Below are 13,809 nucleotides of genomic sequence, written 5' to 3'. Positions count from 1 at the left end.
GTGATGGACCCACGACTGCTGATGCTTGCCGAGGCCAACGGTGGAGTTCTCTCGACGGCCGACGCCCGATCCGTGGATGTGGACGACCCGTCCCTGCGCGCCCTCGTCGTGAGTGGCGATCTCGCGCGCGTGCGGCGAGGCGCCTACGTCCTCGGCGAGATGTGGCGGCAGGCCGAGCACGAGGAGTCGCTTCGGTTGAGGACCAAGGCGGTGCTCAGGTCGCGGCCCGGGGATGATGTCGCCTCCCACCAGGCGGCGCTCGCGCTGCGCCATCTGCCCTTGCACGGAGTCCGCCTCGACCTAGTGGACGTGCAGTCACCGGTCAGCCGCGTGCGGCTGGTGGCCGGCTTGCGCGTCCAACCGGGCCACCTTGAGGCCGTGACTATCGAGGGCGTCCGGTGCGTCAGAATCGAGCACGCCATCGTGCAGGTCCTCCTGCGCTCCGGGCTGGAGTCGGCACTGGTCCCCCTCGATGCGGCTCTGAGGCGCAAGCTCTGCGCCCTCGACGACGTGGTTGCGGCGCTCTCACTGCTCGCCCCCAAGTCCGCTCGCTCCCTCGGCAGGACGCTACTGACCTTGGCCGACCCGAGATGCGACTCACCGGGCGAGAGCAGAACCCGGCTGCTCCTCCACGACCTGGGACTCGCGTGGCGCAGCCAGATCGTCATCTGCGATGGCGAGGACTTCGTCGCCAAGGTCGACTTCCTCGTCGAGGGCAGGGTCGTCGTGGAGTTCGACGGGCTGCAGAAGTATGCCGGCGCGGACGGGCGAGCCGCGCTCGCTGCCGAGAAACGCCGCGAGGACCGGCTCCGTGCCTTGGGCTACGTGGTCGTCCGGCTCACGTGGGCCGAACTGGGGAACCCCGCGCAAGTCGCCGAGATGCTGCGTCGCGCCCTGGCCCGGGCCGGAGTCGCGACCGCATGACCCCACCCGTGGCGCGGCAATCTCGGACCGCACGTGTTGCAACACGCACACTTTGAGACTTCTGCGTCATAGGCGCCCGACACGTGAGGTGGCCGGCCCCTGTGAGGGAACGCACGCGTCATACGTGCTGTGTCCGAGCGAGCGGCACGCAAGGATGGGCGTCATGCAGTTCGGACGCAGCTATGAGGAGTTCGAGGTCGGAGCGACCTACAAGCACTGGCCCGGGAAGACGGTCACCGAGTACGACGACCATCTCTTCAGCCTGCTCACCATGAACCACCACCCGCTGCACCTCGACGCGCACTACGCGCAGGAGACGACTCAGTTCGGCAAGAACGTCGTCGTGGGCAACTACGTCTACTCGATCCTGCTCGGCATGTCCGTGCCGGACATCAGCGGCAAGGCGATCGCCAACCTCGAGGTCGAGTCGCTGCGTCACGTCGCCCCCACCTTCCACGGCGACACCCTCTATGGAGAGACACGCGTCATCGACAAGCGGGAGTCCTCCTCCAAGGACGACCGCGGCGTCGTGCACGTGGAGACGATCGGCTACAACCAGGACGGCAAGGTCGTCTGCATCTTCCGCCGCAAGGTCATGGTTCCCAAGGACAGCTACCTCGAGGCGCGAGGCGGCGAGCAGCCCGGCCGCCCGGTCCCGCAGCCGGACAGGAACTGGAGCGGCCCGGAATCCGCTGGCACGCACTGAGCTCGTCCTGCCACGCTGGCAGGCATGACCTCACGGATCTCGCACACGACCATCGACTCCCGCGACGCGCACGCCCAGTCCCACTGGTGGAGCGAGGTGCTCGGCTGGTCGGAGGACCCGCAGGACCCGAACCTCCCCGGTCACGAGGAGTGCATGATCTTCAGTCCTGACGGGCGCCAGCGGGTGCTCTTCATCGAGGTGCCCGAGGGCAAGACGACCAAGAACCGGCTCCACCTTGACCTCACCCCCACGGACCGCAGCCGGGACGAGGAGGTCGAGCGCCTGCTCGCTCATGGGGCGACGATGCACCAGGACCTGCGCAAGCCCGACGGTGGCTGGGCCACGCTCCTCGACCCCGAGGGCAACGAGTTCTGCATCCTGCGCAGCGAGTCGGAGCGACCGGACAACTACGCCCACCTCGTGGTGTGACTCACCGTGGGCGAGGGCTCACTTCACCTCGTCGGTATGCCGTGTGCCCGCCGCATCGGTCCAGCTCACCGAAGTGACGGCCGGGAAGGCACTCGAGGCGGGAGCAGTGGCTGTCGCCGAGGCCACGACAGCGGTCTGGCCAAGGGAGACAAGCACGGGAGCGGCCCCGGTGCCGGTCTTCCAGGTGAAGGAGGGATCACTCGCGCCCACCGGAAGGACAGCTGTGGCGCGCACGCTCCACGTGCCCTTGCCGTCCTGACGGCCCGTGACCGTAGGACCGGACGCTGACAGCGGGCGCAGGGTGCTGGTGCCCTCGCTGCCGAAGATGCCCAGCTGGCCCCGGGGCCGATCGACGAACGCGACGTCTGTCGAGCCGGGAATTGTTCCTGCCGGGATGACCGTTCCTGCGCCGTCCCGCACGGTCCCCTTGCCATCGCGCCAGTACGTCGTGATGTAGCCGCTGATGTCGTGGAAGTTCTCGTAGTCGATTGCCACGGCCTGGTAGTCGGATCCCGGGATCGGCTGGTGGTCCATCGTCGAGCCACCTCGACTCGAAGCGCCGTGTGTGAGGAACGCCGTCGCGGTGGCGGGGGCGGTGCCCACGATGGTCCCGTCGCCCATGTCCCGGGGAGTCTGTCCCGCGTCCCCGGGGAAGAACCGGACGGCGTTGGGTGAAGGATCCGTCCCGCCGAGGAGCCTGGAACGTCCGTTCACGACGGTGGAGAAGGTGATGCTGGTCGAGCCGGCCACATCGGACGTGCCCACGACGAACCGTCCGTCGAAGAGCTCGGCTGCCGTGCGGGTGGGTGGCGAGGGGTTGGCAGGGAGGGCGTCGTTGTGGAGTCCGGCGCCCACTGCACCGAACGCGACGGCCGCGGCACCGACGATCCCGATCAGGCCACCGGCGGTGCGCCGCAAGGCCCTTCGCCGCAGGCGACGGCGCCCACCGGCATACACCGCAGTCTCGTCGACGGACATCGAGGGGTTCGGAGGAGCCGCCAGCAGCTCGAGCAGAGGATCAGACATGACGAACTCCTTCGGTGGCGAGCAGCGTGCGCAGGCGGGCGAGGCCGCGAGAGGTCGAGGACTTGACCGTGCCCGTGCTGATACCCAGGGCGTCGGCGGCGTCGCGCTCGGAGAGGTCGGCGTGGTGCCGCAGGACGACGCACTGGCGTTCGCGCACGGGGAGCTGGGCGAGGGCCGCGGTCAGCTGGTCGGCGAGGGCGACCGAGTCGGAGCGGTCCGGCTGCCCGGTCTCGGGCACCTCGGAGGTGAGGTCCTCGCGCCAGCGACGCCGGTGGGAGTCGGTGTGGAGGTTGACGAGGACCCGGCGGGCGTAGTTGTGCGTCCCGCCTGCCTCGATCCGCGGCCACGCCACGTAGACGCGCTCGAGGGTCTCCTGGACGAGGTCCTCGGCGCTCGACGCGCCGCCCGTGAGCAGCCATGCCAGCCGCAGCAGCCGTGGAGAAGCTCGAGTGCATGAACTCGTCGAACGACCCGTCATCACGCCTGGTCACCACACCACCCCTTCTCGACCCATCGAACCGGACGCCCCTGATACGGGTGTCCGGTCCGAAAGGTTGTCATCCTGGCAATGACATCCTCAACGTGGTCGAAGCTCGACTTCAGTCATAGGTGCGCTCCAGTCCGTTCGCCTGGCGCACCGTCCAACCGGTCGGTCCGAAGCCCTGAGGACTCGATCGGATCGTGGTTTCCTCGGTACGGATGATCGTGAGGACCTCCCCGCTGCCGGGCCTCGTGGGCTGGCCCTCCACAGGTGGCGGGTCCATCCAGACGTGACCTATCTGGTCGTCGGTGACGGGGATGCCGTCTATCGCCACAAGGTCAACGATCTTGGGCTCGAACGAGAAGACAAACCGTGCATCTGTCGAGCTGACGCCCCATGTCCCAGGACTGGGATAAAAGTTCTTGAACTCCTTCGCCAGTACGTCGTCGGCCATGACCTGGACGTCATAGTTGGGCCGGGCGGATGGGTCAGGCACGCTCTCGATGAAGCGGGCCCGGAATGAGTGGCCTGCAACGGTGACGGGAGCGCTCCAGGGCAAGATCTGCCGAGAAGGTGGGGCACTGGGAACTGGGTCGCCTGTCGGTGACGGCGCCACGGACCTCGAGGTCCTGGTCGGTGTCGGCTCCGGGGTGGACGACGGCTCACGGGTCCTTGTCGGTGTCGCACTGGGGGTGTCGGCTCCGGACGGTGACGCGCTGGCTGTCGGTGACGGGGTCGCTGACGGGGTCATCGTCGGGGTGATCGTCGGCGTCGGGGTTGCCGAGGGAGTGGCCGTCGGCGTCGGGATCGCAGGCAGCGCGTCGTTGCTGGAACGTGGCGCGAGCACACCGATCGTCCCGGCGATGGCGAGCGTCGCGGCGGCGACGCCGGCGGCGGTGATGACCCTGCGCCGCACGACGAGGCGGCGACCGCGGGCGAGGACGTCCTGCTCGCCGGTGCCGAGGTGCTGAGGCGCGCCGGAGGCGGCACCACGGAGCTCGCCCCTCAGCAGGTCTTCGATGTCGGGGCTCATCGCTGGCTCCCTTCGGTGGAGAGGTGGGCTGTGCGGAGGGTGGCGAGGCCACGCGAGGCGGCGGACTTCACGGCGCCGACAGAGATGCCGAGCAGGTCTGCGGTCTGCTGCTCGGAGAGGTCCTGGTGGTAGCGCAGGACCACGATCGTGCGCTGCTGTCGTGGCAGCAGGTCGAGCATCCGCAGGATCTCGTCGCGGTGCTCGACGCGGCCGTCCTGCCGGTGGAGGCGCTCGGGCACGGCGTCGACGACGGCCTCGCGCGACGTCTTGCGCCACGTGTCGGTCTTCTGGTTGACGAGCACCCGGCGGGTGAACGCCAGTGCCGACTCGCGACGCACCCTGGGCCACGCGGCATACGTCTTGACGAAGGCTGCCTGCACGAGCTCCTGCGACCGGTCCGCAGAGCCCGTGAGGAGCCAGGCGGTGCGCAGCAAGGATGGCGTCGCATCCGTCATGAAGGCTGTGAACGCTGCGTCGCGCTCTGCCCTGGAATCCCGTCCCATGTTCTCCCCATGTTGTGGTCTCACCCATCACTACGGGGGTATGCCGCAAAAGGTTGCCTGGCGGTCGCACGTCACCCTGGCGTCGTGCGGGCCCGCCCGAGAACGCGCACACATAGGGTACGGAGCGTGACGATCGACCTGCACGCCCACTCGACCGCGAGCGACGGGACCGAGAGCCCCGCGGAGCTGCATGGCCTCGGCCAGGGCAGCAGGTCTGACGATGGTCGCGCTCACCGACCACGACACGACGACGGGGTGGGAGGAGGCGGCCGAGGCTGCCGTCCACCACGGCGTCGGGCTGGTGCGGGGCATCGAGATCTCGTGCAGTCGCGCCTATCGCAGCATCCATCTGCTCGGTTATCTGCCCGACCCGGACGACCCGCGTCTCGCGGTCGAGCTGGCTCGCGCCCGCGACAGCCGGGTCACCCGGATGGACCGGATGATCGAGCGGATGGCCCGGGACGGCATACCGATCACGGTCGAGCAGGTGCGCGCGCAGCTGGCTCCGGGAGCGACGCTCGGTCGGCCCCACCTCGCCGATGCGCTGGTCGCGGCCGGAGTCGTGCAGAGCCGTGACGACGCCTTCCGTGACCTGCTGCACGACGGGAGCAGGTACTACGTCGGGCACTATGCCCCGGACCCGGTCGCGGCGATCGAGCTCGTGCGCGGCGCCGGGGGAGTGCCGGTGCTCGCGCACCCCTTCGCGATGCGCACCGCGACGATCACCGACGAGATGGTCGAGGAGCTGACCGCCGCGGGGCTCGCCGGGCTGGAGGCGCACCACCGGGACCACGGGCCGGCGGACGTCGAGCGCGCCCTCGGGCTCGCCCGACGCCACGACCTCGTCGTCACCGGCAGCAGCGACTACCACGGCACCGGCAAGCTCAACCGTCTCGGCGAGCACTCGACCGAGCCACGCGAGTGGTCCCGTCTCGTGGAGCAGTCGCGCGGCGTGAAGGTGGTCGAAGCATGAACCCGGACCCGGGCGCGACGCACACCGGTCGACCTTGGAACCCGGAGGACGAGGTGGGTGACCTCGTCCTCACCCTGTCGTGCCCGGACCGGCCCGGCATCGTCGCTGCCGTGTCCCAGCGACTCTTCGAGCACCGGGCCAACATCGAGGAGAGCCAGCAGTTCTCCGACCACCGCACCGGTCGCTACTTCATGCGGGTGCGCTTCGCGACGCCAGCCGACGGGCTTGACCTCGACCAGTGGCGCGCCCAGATCGCCTCTGTCGCAACTGAGTTCGACATGACGTGGGAGCTGAGGCCGGCGCTCACGGCATACCGGACGCTGGTCATGGTGAGCCGGTTCGGACACGTCCTCAACGACCTCCTCTTCCGCTGGAAGTCGGGACAGGTCAACGCCGACATCGTGGCCATCGTCAGCAACCATGCCGACCTGGAGCCGATGGCGCGCTCCTACGGCATCCCGTTCCACCACATCCCGGTGACCCGTGCGACCAAGGCCGAGGCGGAGCAGCAGCTGCGCAAGCTCGTCGCCGAGCACGACGTCGAGCTCATCGCGCTCGCCCGCTACATGCAGGTGCTGAGCGACGACCTCTGCCGCGACCTCGGAGGGCGGGTCATCAACATCCACCACTCCTTCCTGCCGAGCTTCAAGGGCGCCAAGCCCTACCACCAGGCCTATGCGCGCGGCGTCAAGGTCATCGGCGCGACCGCGCACTACGTCACGGCCGACCTCGACGAGGGGCCGATCATCGAGCAGGACATCCATCGCGTGGACCACCGGATGGGCGCCGACGACCTCGTGTCCGCCGGCGAGGAGGTCGAGTCCCGAGTCTTCGCCCGTGCGGTGAGGTGGCACTGTGAGAGCCGCGTCATCCTCAACGAGGACCGCACCGTCGTCTTCAGCTGAGGACGCCACGCTGGCGCCTGTGGATGGGGTCCCGGTGGTGTAGGCCCGGCTGGCTAGGTTGGTGCGGTGACCGAGGGAGGTGCCGGGCGACCGGTCCAGGCCGAGTTCGCGGGCATGCCGCCGAAGCTGTATGCCGCGAGCCCCTCCCGCCTGCTCGCGCACGTCGACTGCCCGCGCCGCTACCGCATGCAGTACCTCGACAAGCCCCGCCCCGAGCAGCGGCCGCAACGGGCGCACACCTCCTTCGGTCTGGCCGTCCACAACGCGTTGCGCGACTGGTGGGACCTGCCGCGCGACCGCCGCACGGCGTCCGCCGGGCGTGAGCTGGTGCGCACCTCGTGGATCGACGTGGGCTTCCGCGACCCGGAGCAGTCGGGCCTGTGGCGCAGACGGGCGCAGGAGCACGTCGTCGCCTACCTCCATGGAGTCGATCCCGATGACCCGCCCCGAGGCATCGAGCGCACGGTGTCGTTCGTCAGCGGAGCGTTGCGGGTCACCGGACGCATCGACCGTCTCGACGACCGCGACGGCGAGCTCGTCGTCGTCGACTACAAGACCAGCCAGAAGCCTCCCGGGACCGACGACGCCCGCACGTCCCTCCCGATGGCCCTGTATGCCGCTGCCGTCTGGAAGATGTTCCGTCGCCCCTGTCTGCGGGTCGAGCTGCACCACGTCCCGTCTGGAGAGGTCGTGGCGCACACCCACACGCCGGAGTCGCTGACCCGCAAGGTCGACGAAGCCAAGTCGATCGCTCGAGACGCCCAGCGCGCCGACGCCGACTTCGCCGAGCGTGGCGTCGAGTCGCGCCTGTTCCCACCGGTCGTGGGTCCCATCTGCACGTGGTGCGACTTCCGCGCGCACTGTCCCGAGGGGCAGGCCGCCGGTCCGGAGAAGTCGGGTTGGGCCGCGCTCGAGGCCGCCGTGGCGCCGACCGTGCCCACGTCGATGGAGGTCGACTGAGCGCTGTCCCTTGTCGGTGACACGTGCGAGGGTGCAGGCATGATCGTCGACCACATCGGTATCACCTGCGCGGACCTCGATGCCGCGAAGCGCTTCTACGACGCGGTGCTCGGCACTCTCGGCCACCGCCGCGTCATGGACTTCGACGTCGCCGTGGGCTACGGCACCGAGCAGCCGGACTTCTGGCTGTCCCGACCCGAGGTGGACGGCCCCAACCGGGAGTCCCACCTCGCGTTCACCGCAGCCGACGTCGACGCCGTGCACGCCTTCCACGCGGCTGCCACGGAGCTCGGAGCCGAGACGCTGCACGAGCCGCGACACTGGCCGGAGTACCACCCGGGCTACTACGCCGTCTTCGTCCGTGATCCCGACGGCAACAACGTCGAGGCCGTCTGCCACACGGCCGCCCCGACGGGGGAGTGACCTCGATGGAGCAGCGGGTCTCGTTCATCACCCTGGCTGTCCTCGACGTGGCCGCCTCGCACACGTTCTATGCCGAGGGCCTCGGGTGGACGCCCGAGTTCTATGACCCCGACGACGTGCTCATGTTCCGGGCCGGGCCGCTGACCGTCCTGTCCCTGTGGGACCGGGCGCACTTCGAGGCCGAGGTCGGATCCGCCTCCCAGGCCGGGCCGGGCGTCATCCCCGTGACGCTGAGCCACAACGTCCACACCCGCGAGGAGGTCGACGCGGTGCTCGCCGACGCCCGCGCGGCAGGTGCGAGCGTGGTGTCCGACGGCGCCGAGCGGGAGTGGGGTGGCTACACCGGCTACTTCGCCGACCCTGACGGCTTCCGCTGGGAGGTCGCCTGGAACCCCGGCCCCATCGGCGAGCTCGTCCTGCCGACAGCGCGCGACACCGACTGAAACCGGCTGACGCGAGCGCTCCCGGGCCGGGAGCACTCGCGTCAGTCGTGGGGCCTTACTTGCTGGAGCTGCTCCGCCAACCCTGGATGGCGCCCTTGAGCGCACCCTTGCCACGCCGCGCCGCGGCGCGAGCAGCCTTGCCTGCAACAGCCTTGGCGTGGTCGGTCGAGGTGCCGCCGGCAGCAGGTGCGGACGCAGCACCTGCGGGCGCGGTGGAGGGTGCGCCTGCGGTGGCGGCCGACCCTGCGCCTGCAGCGGGTGCGGACGTCTTCGGCGGCGTCCAGCCCGGGTAGGGGAAGGGCTTCCACAGCTCCTCGAGTCCCGCCTCGGGGTCGTTCATGACCTCGGCGGGCATGTCGCGCAGGATGAGGCCAGCGTCCTTGGCCTGTTGACGGATCTCGTCGTCGTACGGCAGCTTGCGCCACGCCTGGACCATGTAGGTGCGGGTCTTGAGGTAGTCGGCGTATCGCTTCCCGTGGCTGTCGTGGGCGCCGAGGTGTGCGAAGACCGCGATGCGGTCGCCATCGGCAGGCGCGACCTCGTCCGCCGAGAAGGAGCCCTGCTCGCTGGGCTCGGGGTACTTGGCCTCCGGGTCCTTGAGCAGCATCCCGTTGCCCGAGTGGGAGATGCGCATCGACCACACCGCCAGGTCGCCGGGCCGAGTCTTGACGTAGAGGGTCTCGCCGCTCTTGAGGTCGCAGATCTCGTGGCTGCCGACCTTGAGGTTGAGGCCGCCGGTGTGGGTCACGTGGTCCTGGCAGTAGATGCCGAACCGCAGCTGCGTGTAGGAGCTGGCCCAGTCGGGTCCGTTCGGGTCCAGTCGGTCCGTGTTGTCCTTGTGCCACCCCTTCTGCACCCCGTTGATGGTGAACGAGCTGTCACCGGCGTAGAAGATGTCCTCGGTGTCGAGCAGCTTCTTCGCGACAGCGGCCATCCGTCCGTCGGTCAGCAGGTGCCGCATCCTGGGGTTCGCGAGCAGGTCACCCCCACCGCCGCGCGAGTCGTAGGCCTCCTGCCGGATCTGGGCGATCTCCTCCGGCGTGTACACGTCGTGAAGGATCGCGTAACCCCGCTCCCAGAACGTGGCGACATCAAGCTCCTCGAGCGCCTTCTCGATCATCCCGTTCTCCTCACTGTGGACGGCGCTTTGTTGCACCCTTGCTGGCGAACCTAGCATCCGCGCGGATGGAGGGCGGGGAGCGCGGAGCACCACACCGCTGCCCGTGGCCGACACCACCTGACCGGTCCCACGGGCGCCTGCGATGGCCTGCGAGACTGGGCCGGACGGCATACCCCCTCTTTGTTGCAAGGACTCCTCGTGCCCCCACGCCAGCGCGCCTCCGGTGCCACGATTCTCGCCGTCGCCAACCAGAAGGGCGGCGTGGCCAAGACCACCTCGGTCGCCTCGCTGGGTGCGGCCTTCGCCGAGCTGGGCAAGCGCGTGCTCCTCGTCGACCTGGACGCGCAGGCCTGCCTGACCTTCAGCCTGGGCGTGGACCCGGACACGGTCGAGGAGTCGATCCACCACGTCCTGCTGGGCCAGGCAGAGCTCCGCGACGTCATCGTCGCCTGTGACGACGGGGTCGACCTCGTCCCCAGCTCGATCGACCTCGCGGGCACCGAGGCCGTGCTCCTGGGTCGCCCGGCTCGCGAGTACGTCCTCCAGAGTGCGCTCGCGCAGGTGCGCAAGGACTACGACGTCATCCTCCTCGACTGCTCGCCGAGCCTGGGGGTGCTCACGCTCAACGCACTCACGGCCGCTCAGGGGCTGATCATCCCGATGCCGTGCGAGATGCTCAGCCATCGAGGGGTGGGCCAGCTGCTCGACACCGTAACCGACGTCAAGAAGATCCTCAACAAGAAGCTCAGGGTCATCGGCATCCTCCCCACCCTCTTCGACGGCCGCAGCACCCACGCGCAGGAGGTCCTCGCCGACGTCGGCGAGCGCTACGGCCTGCCGGTGCTGTCGCCGCCGATCCCGCGCACGGTGCGCTTCGCCGAGGCGCCGGCCGTGGGTCGTTCGATCCTCGCGACGTCACGCTCGTCCAAGGGCGCCCGGGCCTATCGCGACGTCGCGAGCTCGCTGGTCGCGACGCTCTAGCCCCTGGGCCGCCAGAGGCTCTGGCGCGACCCGGGGGTGGTCCCACCCGGCGTGGTCCCGGGGTTACGGTGGATTCATGCCCACCACGACTTCCGCCCTTTCCGTCCCGTCTGCCGGGGCCCCCTTCGAGGCCGTCGAGATCGAGCGCCGCGACCTGCGCGACGACGACGTCCGCATCGACGTCGCCTTCGCCGGCATCTGCCACAGCGACATCCACACGGTCCGCGACGAATGGGGCCCTGCCCACTACCCGATCGTCACCGGCCACGAGATCGCCGGCACCGTGAGCGCCGTCGGCAGCGCGGTGACCAGGCACAAGGTGGGTGACCGCGTCGGCGTCGGCTGTCTCGTCGACTCGTGCGCCGAGTGCGAGAACTGCAAGAACGGCCAGGAGATGTTCTGCTCCAAGGGTTCCGTCGGCACCTACAACGCCCAGAACTACGACGGCGAGTGGGCTGCCGGCGGCTACAGCCAGCAGATCGTCGTCACCGAGCGCATGGTCCTGCGCATCCCCGAGGGCATCGAGCTCGACGAGGCAGCCCCGCTGCTGTGCGCGGGCATCACGACCTACTCGCCCCTGAAGCGCTGGGGCGCCGGCACCGGCCGCAAGGTCGCCGTCGTGGGCGTCGGCGGCCTGGGACACATGGGCGTCAAGATCGCCAAGGCCATGGGCGCCGAGGTCTCGACCCTGTCCCGCTCGTCGGCCAAGGCCAAGGACGCCGAGGAGCTCGGCTCGAGCAACCACATCGCCACGAGCGACAAGGACGCCATGAAAGCGGCGCGCGGCAGCTTCGACCTCATCCTCAACACGGTGAGCGCCGACCTCGACATGGACACCTACCTGCGCCTGCTGCGACCCAACGGCGCCCTCGTCAACGTCGGCCTCCCGCCGAGCAGCCTCTCGGTGCAGCCGGGCAGTCTCATCATGGGCAACAAGGTCCTCACCGGCAGCAACATCGGCGGGATCGCCGAGACCCAGGAGATGCTCGACTTCTGCGCCGAGCACGGCATCGGCGCGACGATCGAGACGATCGACGCGAGCGACACGACGACGGTCGACGCGGCATACGACCGTGTTGTCGACGGTGACGTCCGCTATCGCGTCGTCATCGACACGAGCACGATCAACGCCTCCACCTGACGCTCCATCGACGAAGGCCCTTCCCGTGGTGCGGGAAGGGCCTTCGTCGTTGCGTATGCCGTGTGCCTGGAGTCAGTCGGTGGCCTCGGCGGGCTTGCCGGCGCGGGTGCGGCGACGGGCGCGGTTGCGGCGCGGTCCTGCCGAGCCCTCGGCCTCGGCGTCACCGGAGGCACGAGGCGCCTCGGTGCGGGCGCGGTCGTTGTCACGCGAGCCACGGCCACCATCACGCGAGCCTCGGCCACCGTCACGTGAAGCCCCGTCGCGGGAGCCCCCGTCGCGGGAGCCACGACCGCCGTCGCGCGAACCGCCACCGCCCTGGCGACGACCGCCCGACTTGCCGGTCTCGCCGAGGTCCTCGAGCTTCTCGGCGCCGAGCCCGGCGCGCGTCTGCTCGGACTTCCGCAGACGGCCCTTGGAGCCCACCGGGATGTCCATCTGCTCGAAGAAGTGCTCCGAGCTCGAGTAGGTCTCCTCGGGGTCCGGGATCCCCAGGTCGAGCGCCTTGTTGATCATCGTCCAGCGGTGCAGGTCGTCCCAGTCGACGAACGTCACGGCGATGCCGGTCTGGCCCGCGCGGCCGGTGCGACCGATGCGGTGGATGTAGGTCTTCTCGTCCTCAGGACACTGGTAGTTGATGACGTGCGTGACGTTCTCGACGTCGATGCCGCGAGCGGCGACGTCGGTGGCGACGAGGACGTCGACCTTGCCGGAGCGGAAGGCGCGCAGCGCCTGCTCACGTGCCCCCTGCCCGAGGTCACCGTGGATGGCCGCGGCCGCGAAGCCACGGTCGGCGAGCTCGTCGGCGACCTTGGCCGCGGTGCGCTTGGTCCGGCTGAAGACGATGGTCAGGCCGCGGCCGTTGGCCTGCAGCATGCGGGCGAGCATCTCGACCTTGTCCATCGCGTGGGCTCGGAAGACGTGCTGCGCGACGGCCTTGACGGTCTGCGAGGTGTCGCCCTCACCCTCCTGCATGGCGCGGATGTGCGTCGGCTGGGTCATGTAGCGACGGGCCAGCGCGACGACGGCACCCGGCATCGTGGCCGAGAAGAGCATCGTCTGTCGGGCCGGGGACGTCATCGCGAGAAGCTTCTCGACGTCGGGGAGGAAGCCGAGGTCGAGCATCTCGTCGGCCTCGTCCAGGACGACCGTCTTGGCATGGGACAGGTCGAGGTGACCCTGCTTGGCGAGGTCGATGAGGCGACCGGGGGTGCCGACGACGACCTCGACACCCTTGACCAGGGCGTCGATCTGGGGCTCGTAGGCCCGGCCGCCGTAGACCGTGAGGACGCGGATGCCCCGGGTCTTGCCGGCCCGCTCGAGGTCGGCCGCGACCTGGACGGCGAGCTCGCGGGTCGGGGCCACGGCCAGGGCCTGCGGCTTGCCCTGGTGGGCGAAGCCGTCCCACGCGTCGTCGCCGCGCACGACGACCTTGTTGAGGAGCGGGATGCCGAACCCGAGCGTCTTGCCGGTGCCGGTCTTGGCCTGGCCGATGATGTCGTGGCCGCCGAGGGCGACGGGCAGGGTCATGGACTGGATCGGGAAGGGCGTCGTGATGCCGTGGGAGGCGAGGGCCGAGACGATGTCGGGGTGGATCGCGAAGTCCGAGAAGGACTGGACCGCGGCGGTGGCCTGCTTCGTGGCCTCGATGGCTGCCTCGTCCGGGATCGCCTCGGCGGTCGGGTCGGCAGGGATCGTTGATGCGTCTGTCATGGGAACTCTCTGATCTGCGGCGTCACGCGGGTGAGGCTTCTCGCCGCTGTG

17 protein-coding genes are annotated in these 13,809 nt (G+C 69.6%); 11 read left to right on the top strand and 6 right to left on the bottom strand.

The genetic code is table 11. The features are described from left to right. The first annotated feature begins 3 nt into the window (after positions 1-3). From ACZZ98_RS02960 to ACZZ98_RS02950, 3 genes are all read left to right on the top strand, one after another. Positions 4-924: a type IV toxin-antitoxin system AbiEi family antitoxin domain-containing protein gene (locus tag ACZZ98_RS02960; RefSeq protein ID WP_463514872.1), complete on the top strand. Its 921-nt coding sequence runs from the start codon at positions 4-6 to the stop codon at positions 922-924. Between the two features lie 163 nt (positions 925-1,087). Then, entirely contained in the window at positions 1,088-1,630 is a 543-nt protein-coding gene (locus tag ACZZ98_RS02955) for a MaoC family dehydratase (RefSeq protein WP_463514871.1), read from the top strand. 24 nt (positions 1,631-1,654) lie between these two features. Further along, complete coding sequence (locus ACZZ98_RS02950; RefSeq protein ID WP_463514870.1) at positions 1,655-2,059, top strand: VOC family protein; 405 nt, start codon at positions 1,655-1,657, stop codon at positions 2,057-2,059. A gap of 18 nt (positions 2,060-2,077) precedes the next feature. Here ACZZ98_RS02950 and ACZZ98_RS02945 read toward each other — a convergent pair whose 3' ends face one another. From ACZZ98_RS02945 to ACZZ98_RS02935, 3 genes are all read right to left on the bottom strand, one after another. After that, positions 2,078-3,085 (bottom strand): hypothetical protein, encoded by a 1,008-nt coding sequence (locus ACZZ98_RS02945; protein WP_463514869.1) that lies wholly within the window; start codon positions 3,083-3,085, stop codon positions 2,078-2,080. Continuing rightward, the gene (locus tag ACZZ98_RS02940) at positions 3,078-3,563 is read right to left on the bottom strand and encodes a SigE family RNA polymerase sigma factor (RefSeq protein ID WP_463514868.1); all 486 of its coding nucleotides are present in this window, start codon (positions 3,561-3,563) and stop codon (positions 3,078-3,080) included. The genes ACZZ98_RS02945 and ACZZ98_RS02940 overlap by 8 nt, the downstream gene beginning before the upstream one ends. A 121-nt stretch (positions 3,564-3,684) precedes the next feature. After that, on the bottom strand, positions 3,685-4,020 hold the full coding sequence (locus ACZZ98_RS02935) for a hypothetical protein (RefSeq protein WP_463514867.1): 336 nt from the start codon (positions 4,018-4,020) through the stop codon (positions 3,685-3,687). Between the two features lie 82 nt (positions 4,021-4,102). Between ACZZ98_RS02935 and ACZZ98_RS02930 the strand changes: the two genes are divergently transcribed. Then, positions 4,103-4,537: a hypothetical protein gene (locus tag ACZZ98_RS02930; RefSeq protein WP_463514866.1), complete on the top strand. Its 435-nt coding sequence runs from the start codon at positions 4,103-4,105 to the stop codon at positions 4,535-4,537. 58 nt (positions 4,538-4,595) lie between these two features. Here the strand turns inward: ACZZ98_RS02930 and ACZZ98_RS02925 are convergent, their stop codons facing one another. Next, positions 4,596-5,054, bottom strand: coding sequence for a SigE family RNA polymerase sigma factor (locus tag ACZZ98_RS02925; RefSeq protein WP_463514865.1), 459 nt, complete (start codon positions 5,052-5,054; stop codon positions 4,596-4,598). A 238-nt stretch (positions 5,055-5,292) separates the two neighbouring features. On the opposite strand from ACZZ98_RS02925, the gene ACZZ98_RS02920 reads away from it, so the two are divergent. The 5 genes from ACZZ98_RS02920 (at position 5,293) to ACZZ98_RS02900 (ending at position 8,806) form a co-directional block, all read left to right on the top strand. Next, positions 5,293-6,075 carry a PHP domain-containing protein gene (locus tag ACZZ98_RS02920; protein ID WP_463514864.1) on the top strand — a complete coding sequence of 261 codons (783 nt, stop codon included), beginning with the start codon at positions 5,293-5,295 and terminating at the stop codon, positions 6,073-6,075. Beyond that, the gene (gene purU / locus ACZZ98_RS02915) at positions 6,072-6,980 is read left to right on the top strand and encodes a formyltetrahydrofolate deformylase (RefSeq protein ID WP_463514863.1); all 909 of its coding nucleotides are present in this window, start codon (positions 6,072-6,074) and stop codon (positions 6,978-6,980) included. The genes ACZZ98_RS02920 and purU overlap by 4 nt, the downstream gene beginning before the upstream one ends. A 66-nt stretch (positions 6,981-7,046) precedes the next feature. Continuing rightward, positions 7,047-7,940 carry a RecB family exonuclease gene (locus tag ACZZ98_RS02910; RefSeq protein WP_463514862.1) on the top strand — a complete coding sequence of 298 codons (894 nt, stop codon included), beginning with the start codon at positions 7,047-7,049 and terminating at the stop codon, positions 7,938-7,940. Positions 7,941-7,979: 39 nt separating this feature from the next. Further along, the gene (locus ACZZ98_RS02905) at positions 7,980-8,363 is read left to right on the top strand and encodes a VOC family protein (RefSeq protein ID WP_463514861.1); all 384 of its coding nucleotides are present in this window, start codon (positions 7,980-7,982) and stop codon (positions 8,361-8,363) included. A gap of 5 nt (positions 8,364-8,368) precedes the next feature. Beyond that, the gene (locus ACZZ98_RS02900; RefSeq protein ID WP_463514860.1) at positions 8,369-8,806 is read left to right on the top strand and encodes a VOC family protein; all 438 of its coding nucleotides are present in this window, start codon (positions 8,369-8,371) and stop codon (positions 8,804-8,806) included. Between the two features lie 55 nt (positions 8,807-8,861). Here the strand turns inward: ACZZ98_RS02900 and ACZZ98_RS02895 are convergent, their stop codons facing one another. After that, positions 8,862-9,926, bottom strand: coding sequence for a phytanoyl-CoA dioxygenase family protein (locus tag ACZZ98_RS02895; protein ID WP_463514859.1), 1,065 nt, complete (start codon positions 9,924-9,926; stop codon positions 8,862-8,864). Positions 9,927-10,124: 198 nt separating this feature from the next. Between ACZZ98_RS02895 and ACZZ98_RS02890 the strand changes: the two genes are divergently transcribed. After that, complete coding sequence (locus ACZZ98_RS02890) at positions 10,125-10,907, top strand: ParA family protein (protein WP_463514858.1); 783 nt, start codon at positions 10,125-10,127, stop codon at positions 10,905-10,907. A gap of 76 nt (positions 10,908-10,983) precedes the next feature. After that, on the top strand, positions 10,984-12,048 hold the full coding sequence (locus ACZZ98_RS02885; protein ID WP_463514857.1) for an NAD(P)-dependent alcohol dehydrogenase: 1,065 nt from the start codon (positions 10,984-10,986) through the stop codon (positions 12,046-12,048). A 72-nt stretch (positions 12,049-12,120) separates the two neighbouring features. Here ACZZ98_RS02885 and ACZZ98_RS02880 read toward each other — a convergent pair whose 3' ends face one another. Next, entirely contained in the window at positions 12,121-13,758 is a 1,638-nt protein-coding gene (locus ACZZ98_RS02880) for a DEAD/DEAH box helicase (protein ID WP_463514856.1), read from the bottom strand. Positions 13,759-13,809 lie beyond the last annotated feature (51 nt).

This window comes from Knoellia sp. AC549 (genome assembly GCF_979258975.1).
Note: the sequence above shows the minus strand (reverse complement) of the source record. Positions and strands in the feature narration are given on the sequence as shown.

What these genes read in the sequence shown, in the direction of transcription:
- ACZZ98_RS02960 (WP_463514872.1), top strand. Translation starts at nt 4, where the DNA reads ATGGACCCACGACTGCTGATGCTTGCCGAGGCCAACGGTGGAGTTCTC.
- ACZZ98_RS02955 (WP_463514871.1), top strand. Translation starts at nt 1,088, where the DNA reads ATGCAGTTCGGACGCAGCTATGAGGAGTTCGAGGTCGGAGCGACCTAC.
- ACZZ98_RS02950 (WP_463514870.1), top strand. Translation starts at nt 1,655, where the DNA reads ATGACCTCACGGATCTCGCACACGACCATCGACTCCCGCGACGCGCAC.
- ACZZ98_RS02945 (WP_463514869.1), bottom strand. Translation starts at nt 3,085, where the DNA reads ATGTCTGATCCTCTGCTCGAGCTGCTGGCGGCTCCTCCGAACCCCTCG.
- ACZZ98_RS02940 (WP_463514868.1), bottom strand. Translation starts at nt 3,563, where the DNA reads ATGACGGGTCGTTCGACGAGTTCATGCACTCGAGCTTCTCCACGGCTG.
- ACZZ98_RS02935 (WP_463514867.1), bottom strand. Translation starts at nt 4,020, where the DNA reads ATGGCCGACGACGTACTGGCGAAGGAGTTCAAGAACTTTTATCCCAGT.
- ACZZ98_RS02925 (WP_463514865.1), bottom strand. Translation starts at nt 5,054, where the DNA reads ATGACGGATGCGACGCCATCCTTGCTGCGCACCGCCTGGCTCCTCACG.
- ACZZ98_RS02920 (WP_463514864.1), top strand. Translation starts at nt 5,293, where the DNA reads ATGGCCTCGGCCAGGGCAGCAGGTCTGACGATGGTCGCGCTCACCGAC.
- purU (WP_463514863.1), top strand. Translation starts at nt 6,072, where the DNA reads ATGAACCCGGACCCGGGCGCGACGCACACCGGTCGACCTTGGAACCCG.
- ACZZ98_RS02905 (WP_463514861.1), top strand. Translation starts at nt 7,980, where the DNA reads ATGATCGTCGACCACATCGGTATCACCTGCGCGGACCTCGATGCCGCG.
- ACZZ98_RS02900 (WP_463514860.1), top strand. Translation starts at nt 8,369, where the DNA reads ATGGAGCAGCGGGTCTCGTTCATCACCCTGGCTGTCCTCGACGTGGCC.
- ACZZ98_RS02895 (WP_463514859.1), bottom strand. Translation starts at nt 9,926, where the DNA reads ATGATCGAGAAGGCGCTCGAGGAGCTTGATGTCGCCACGTTCTGGGAG.
- ACZZ98_RS02885 (WP_463514857.1), top strand. Translation starts at nt 10,984, where the DNA reads ATGCCCACCACGACTTCCGCCCTTTCCGTCCCGTCTGCCGGGGCCCCC.
- ACZZ98_RS02880 (WP_463514856.1), bottom strand. Translation starts at nt 13,758, where the DNA reads ATGACAGACGCATCAACGATCCCTGCCGACCCGACCGCCGAGGCGATC.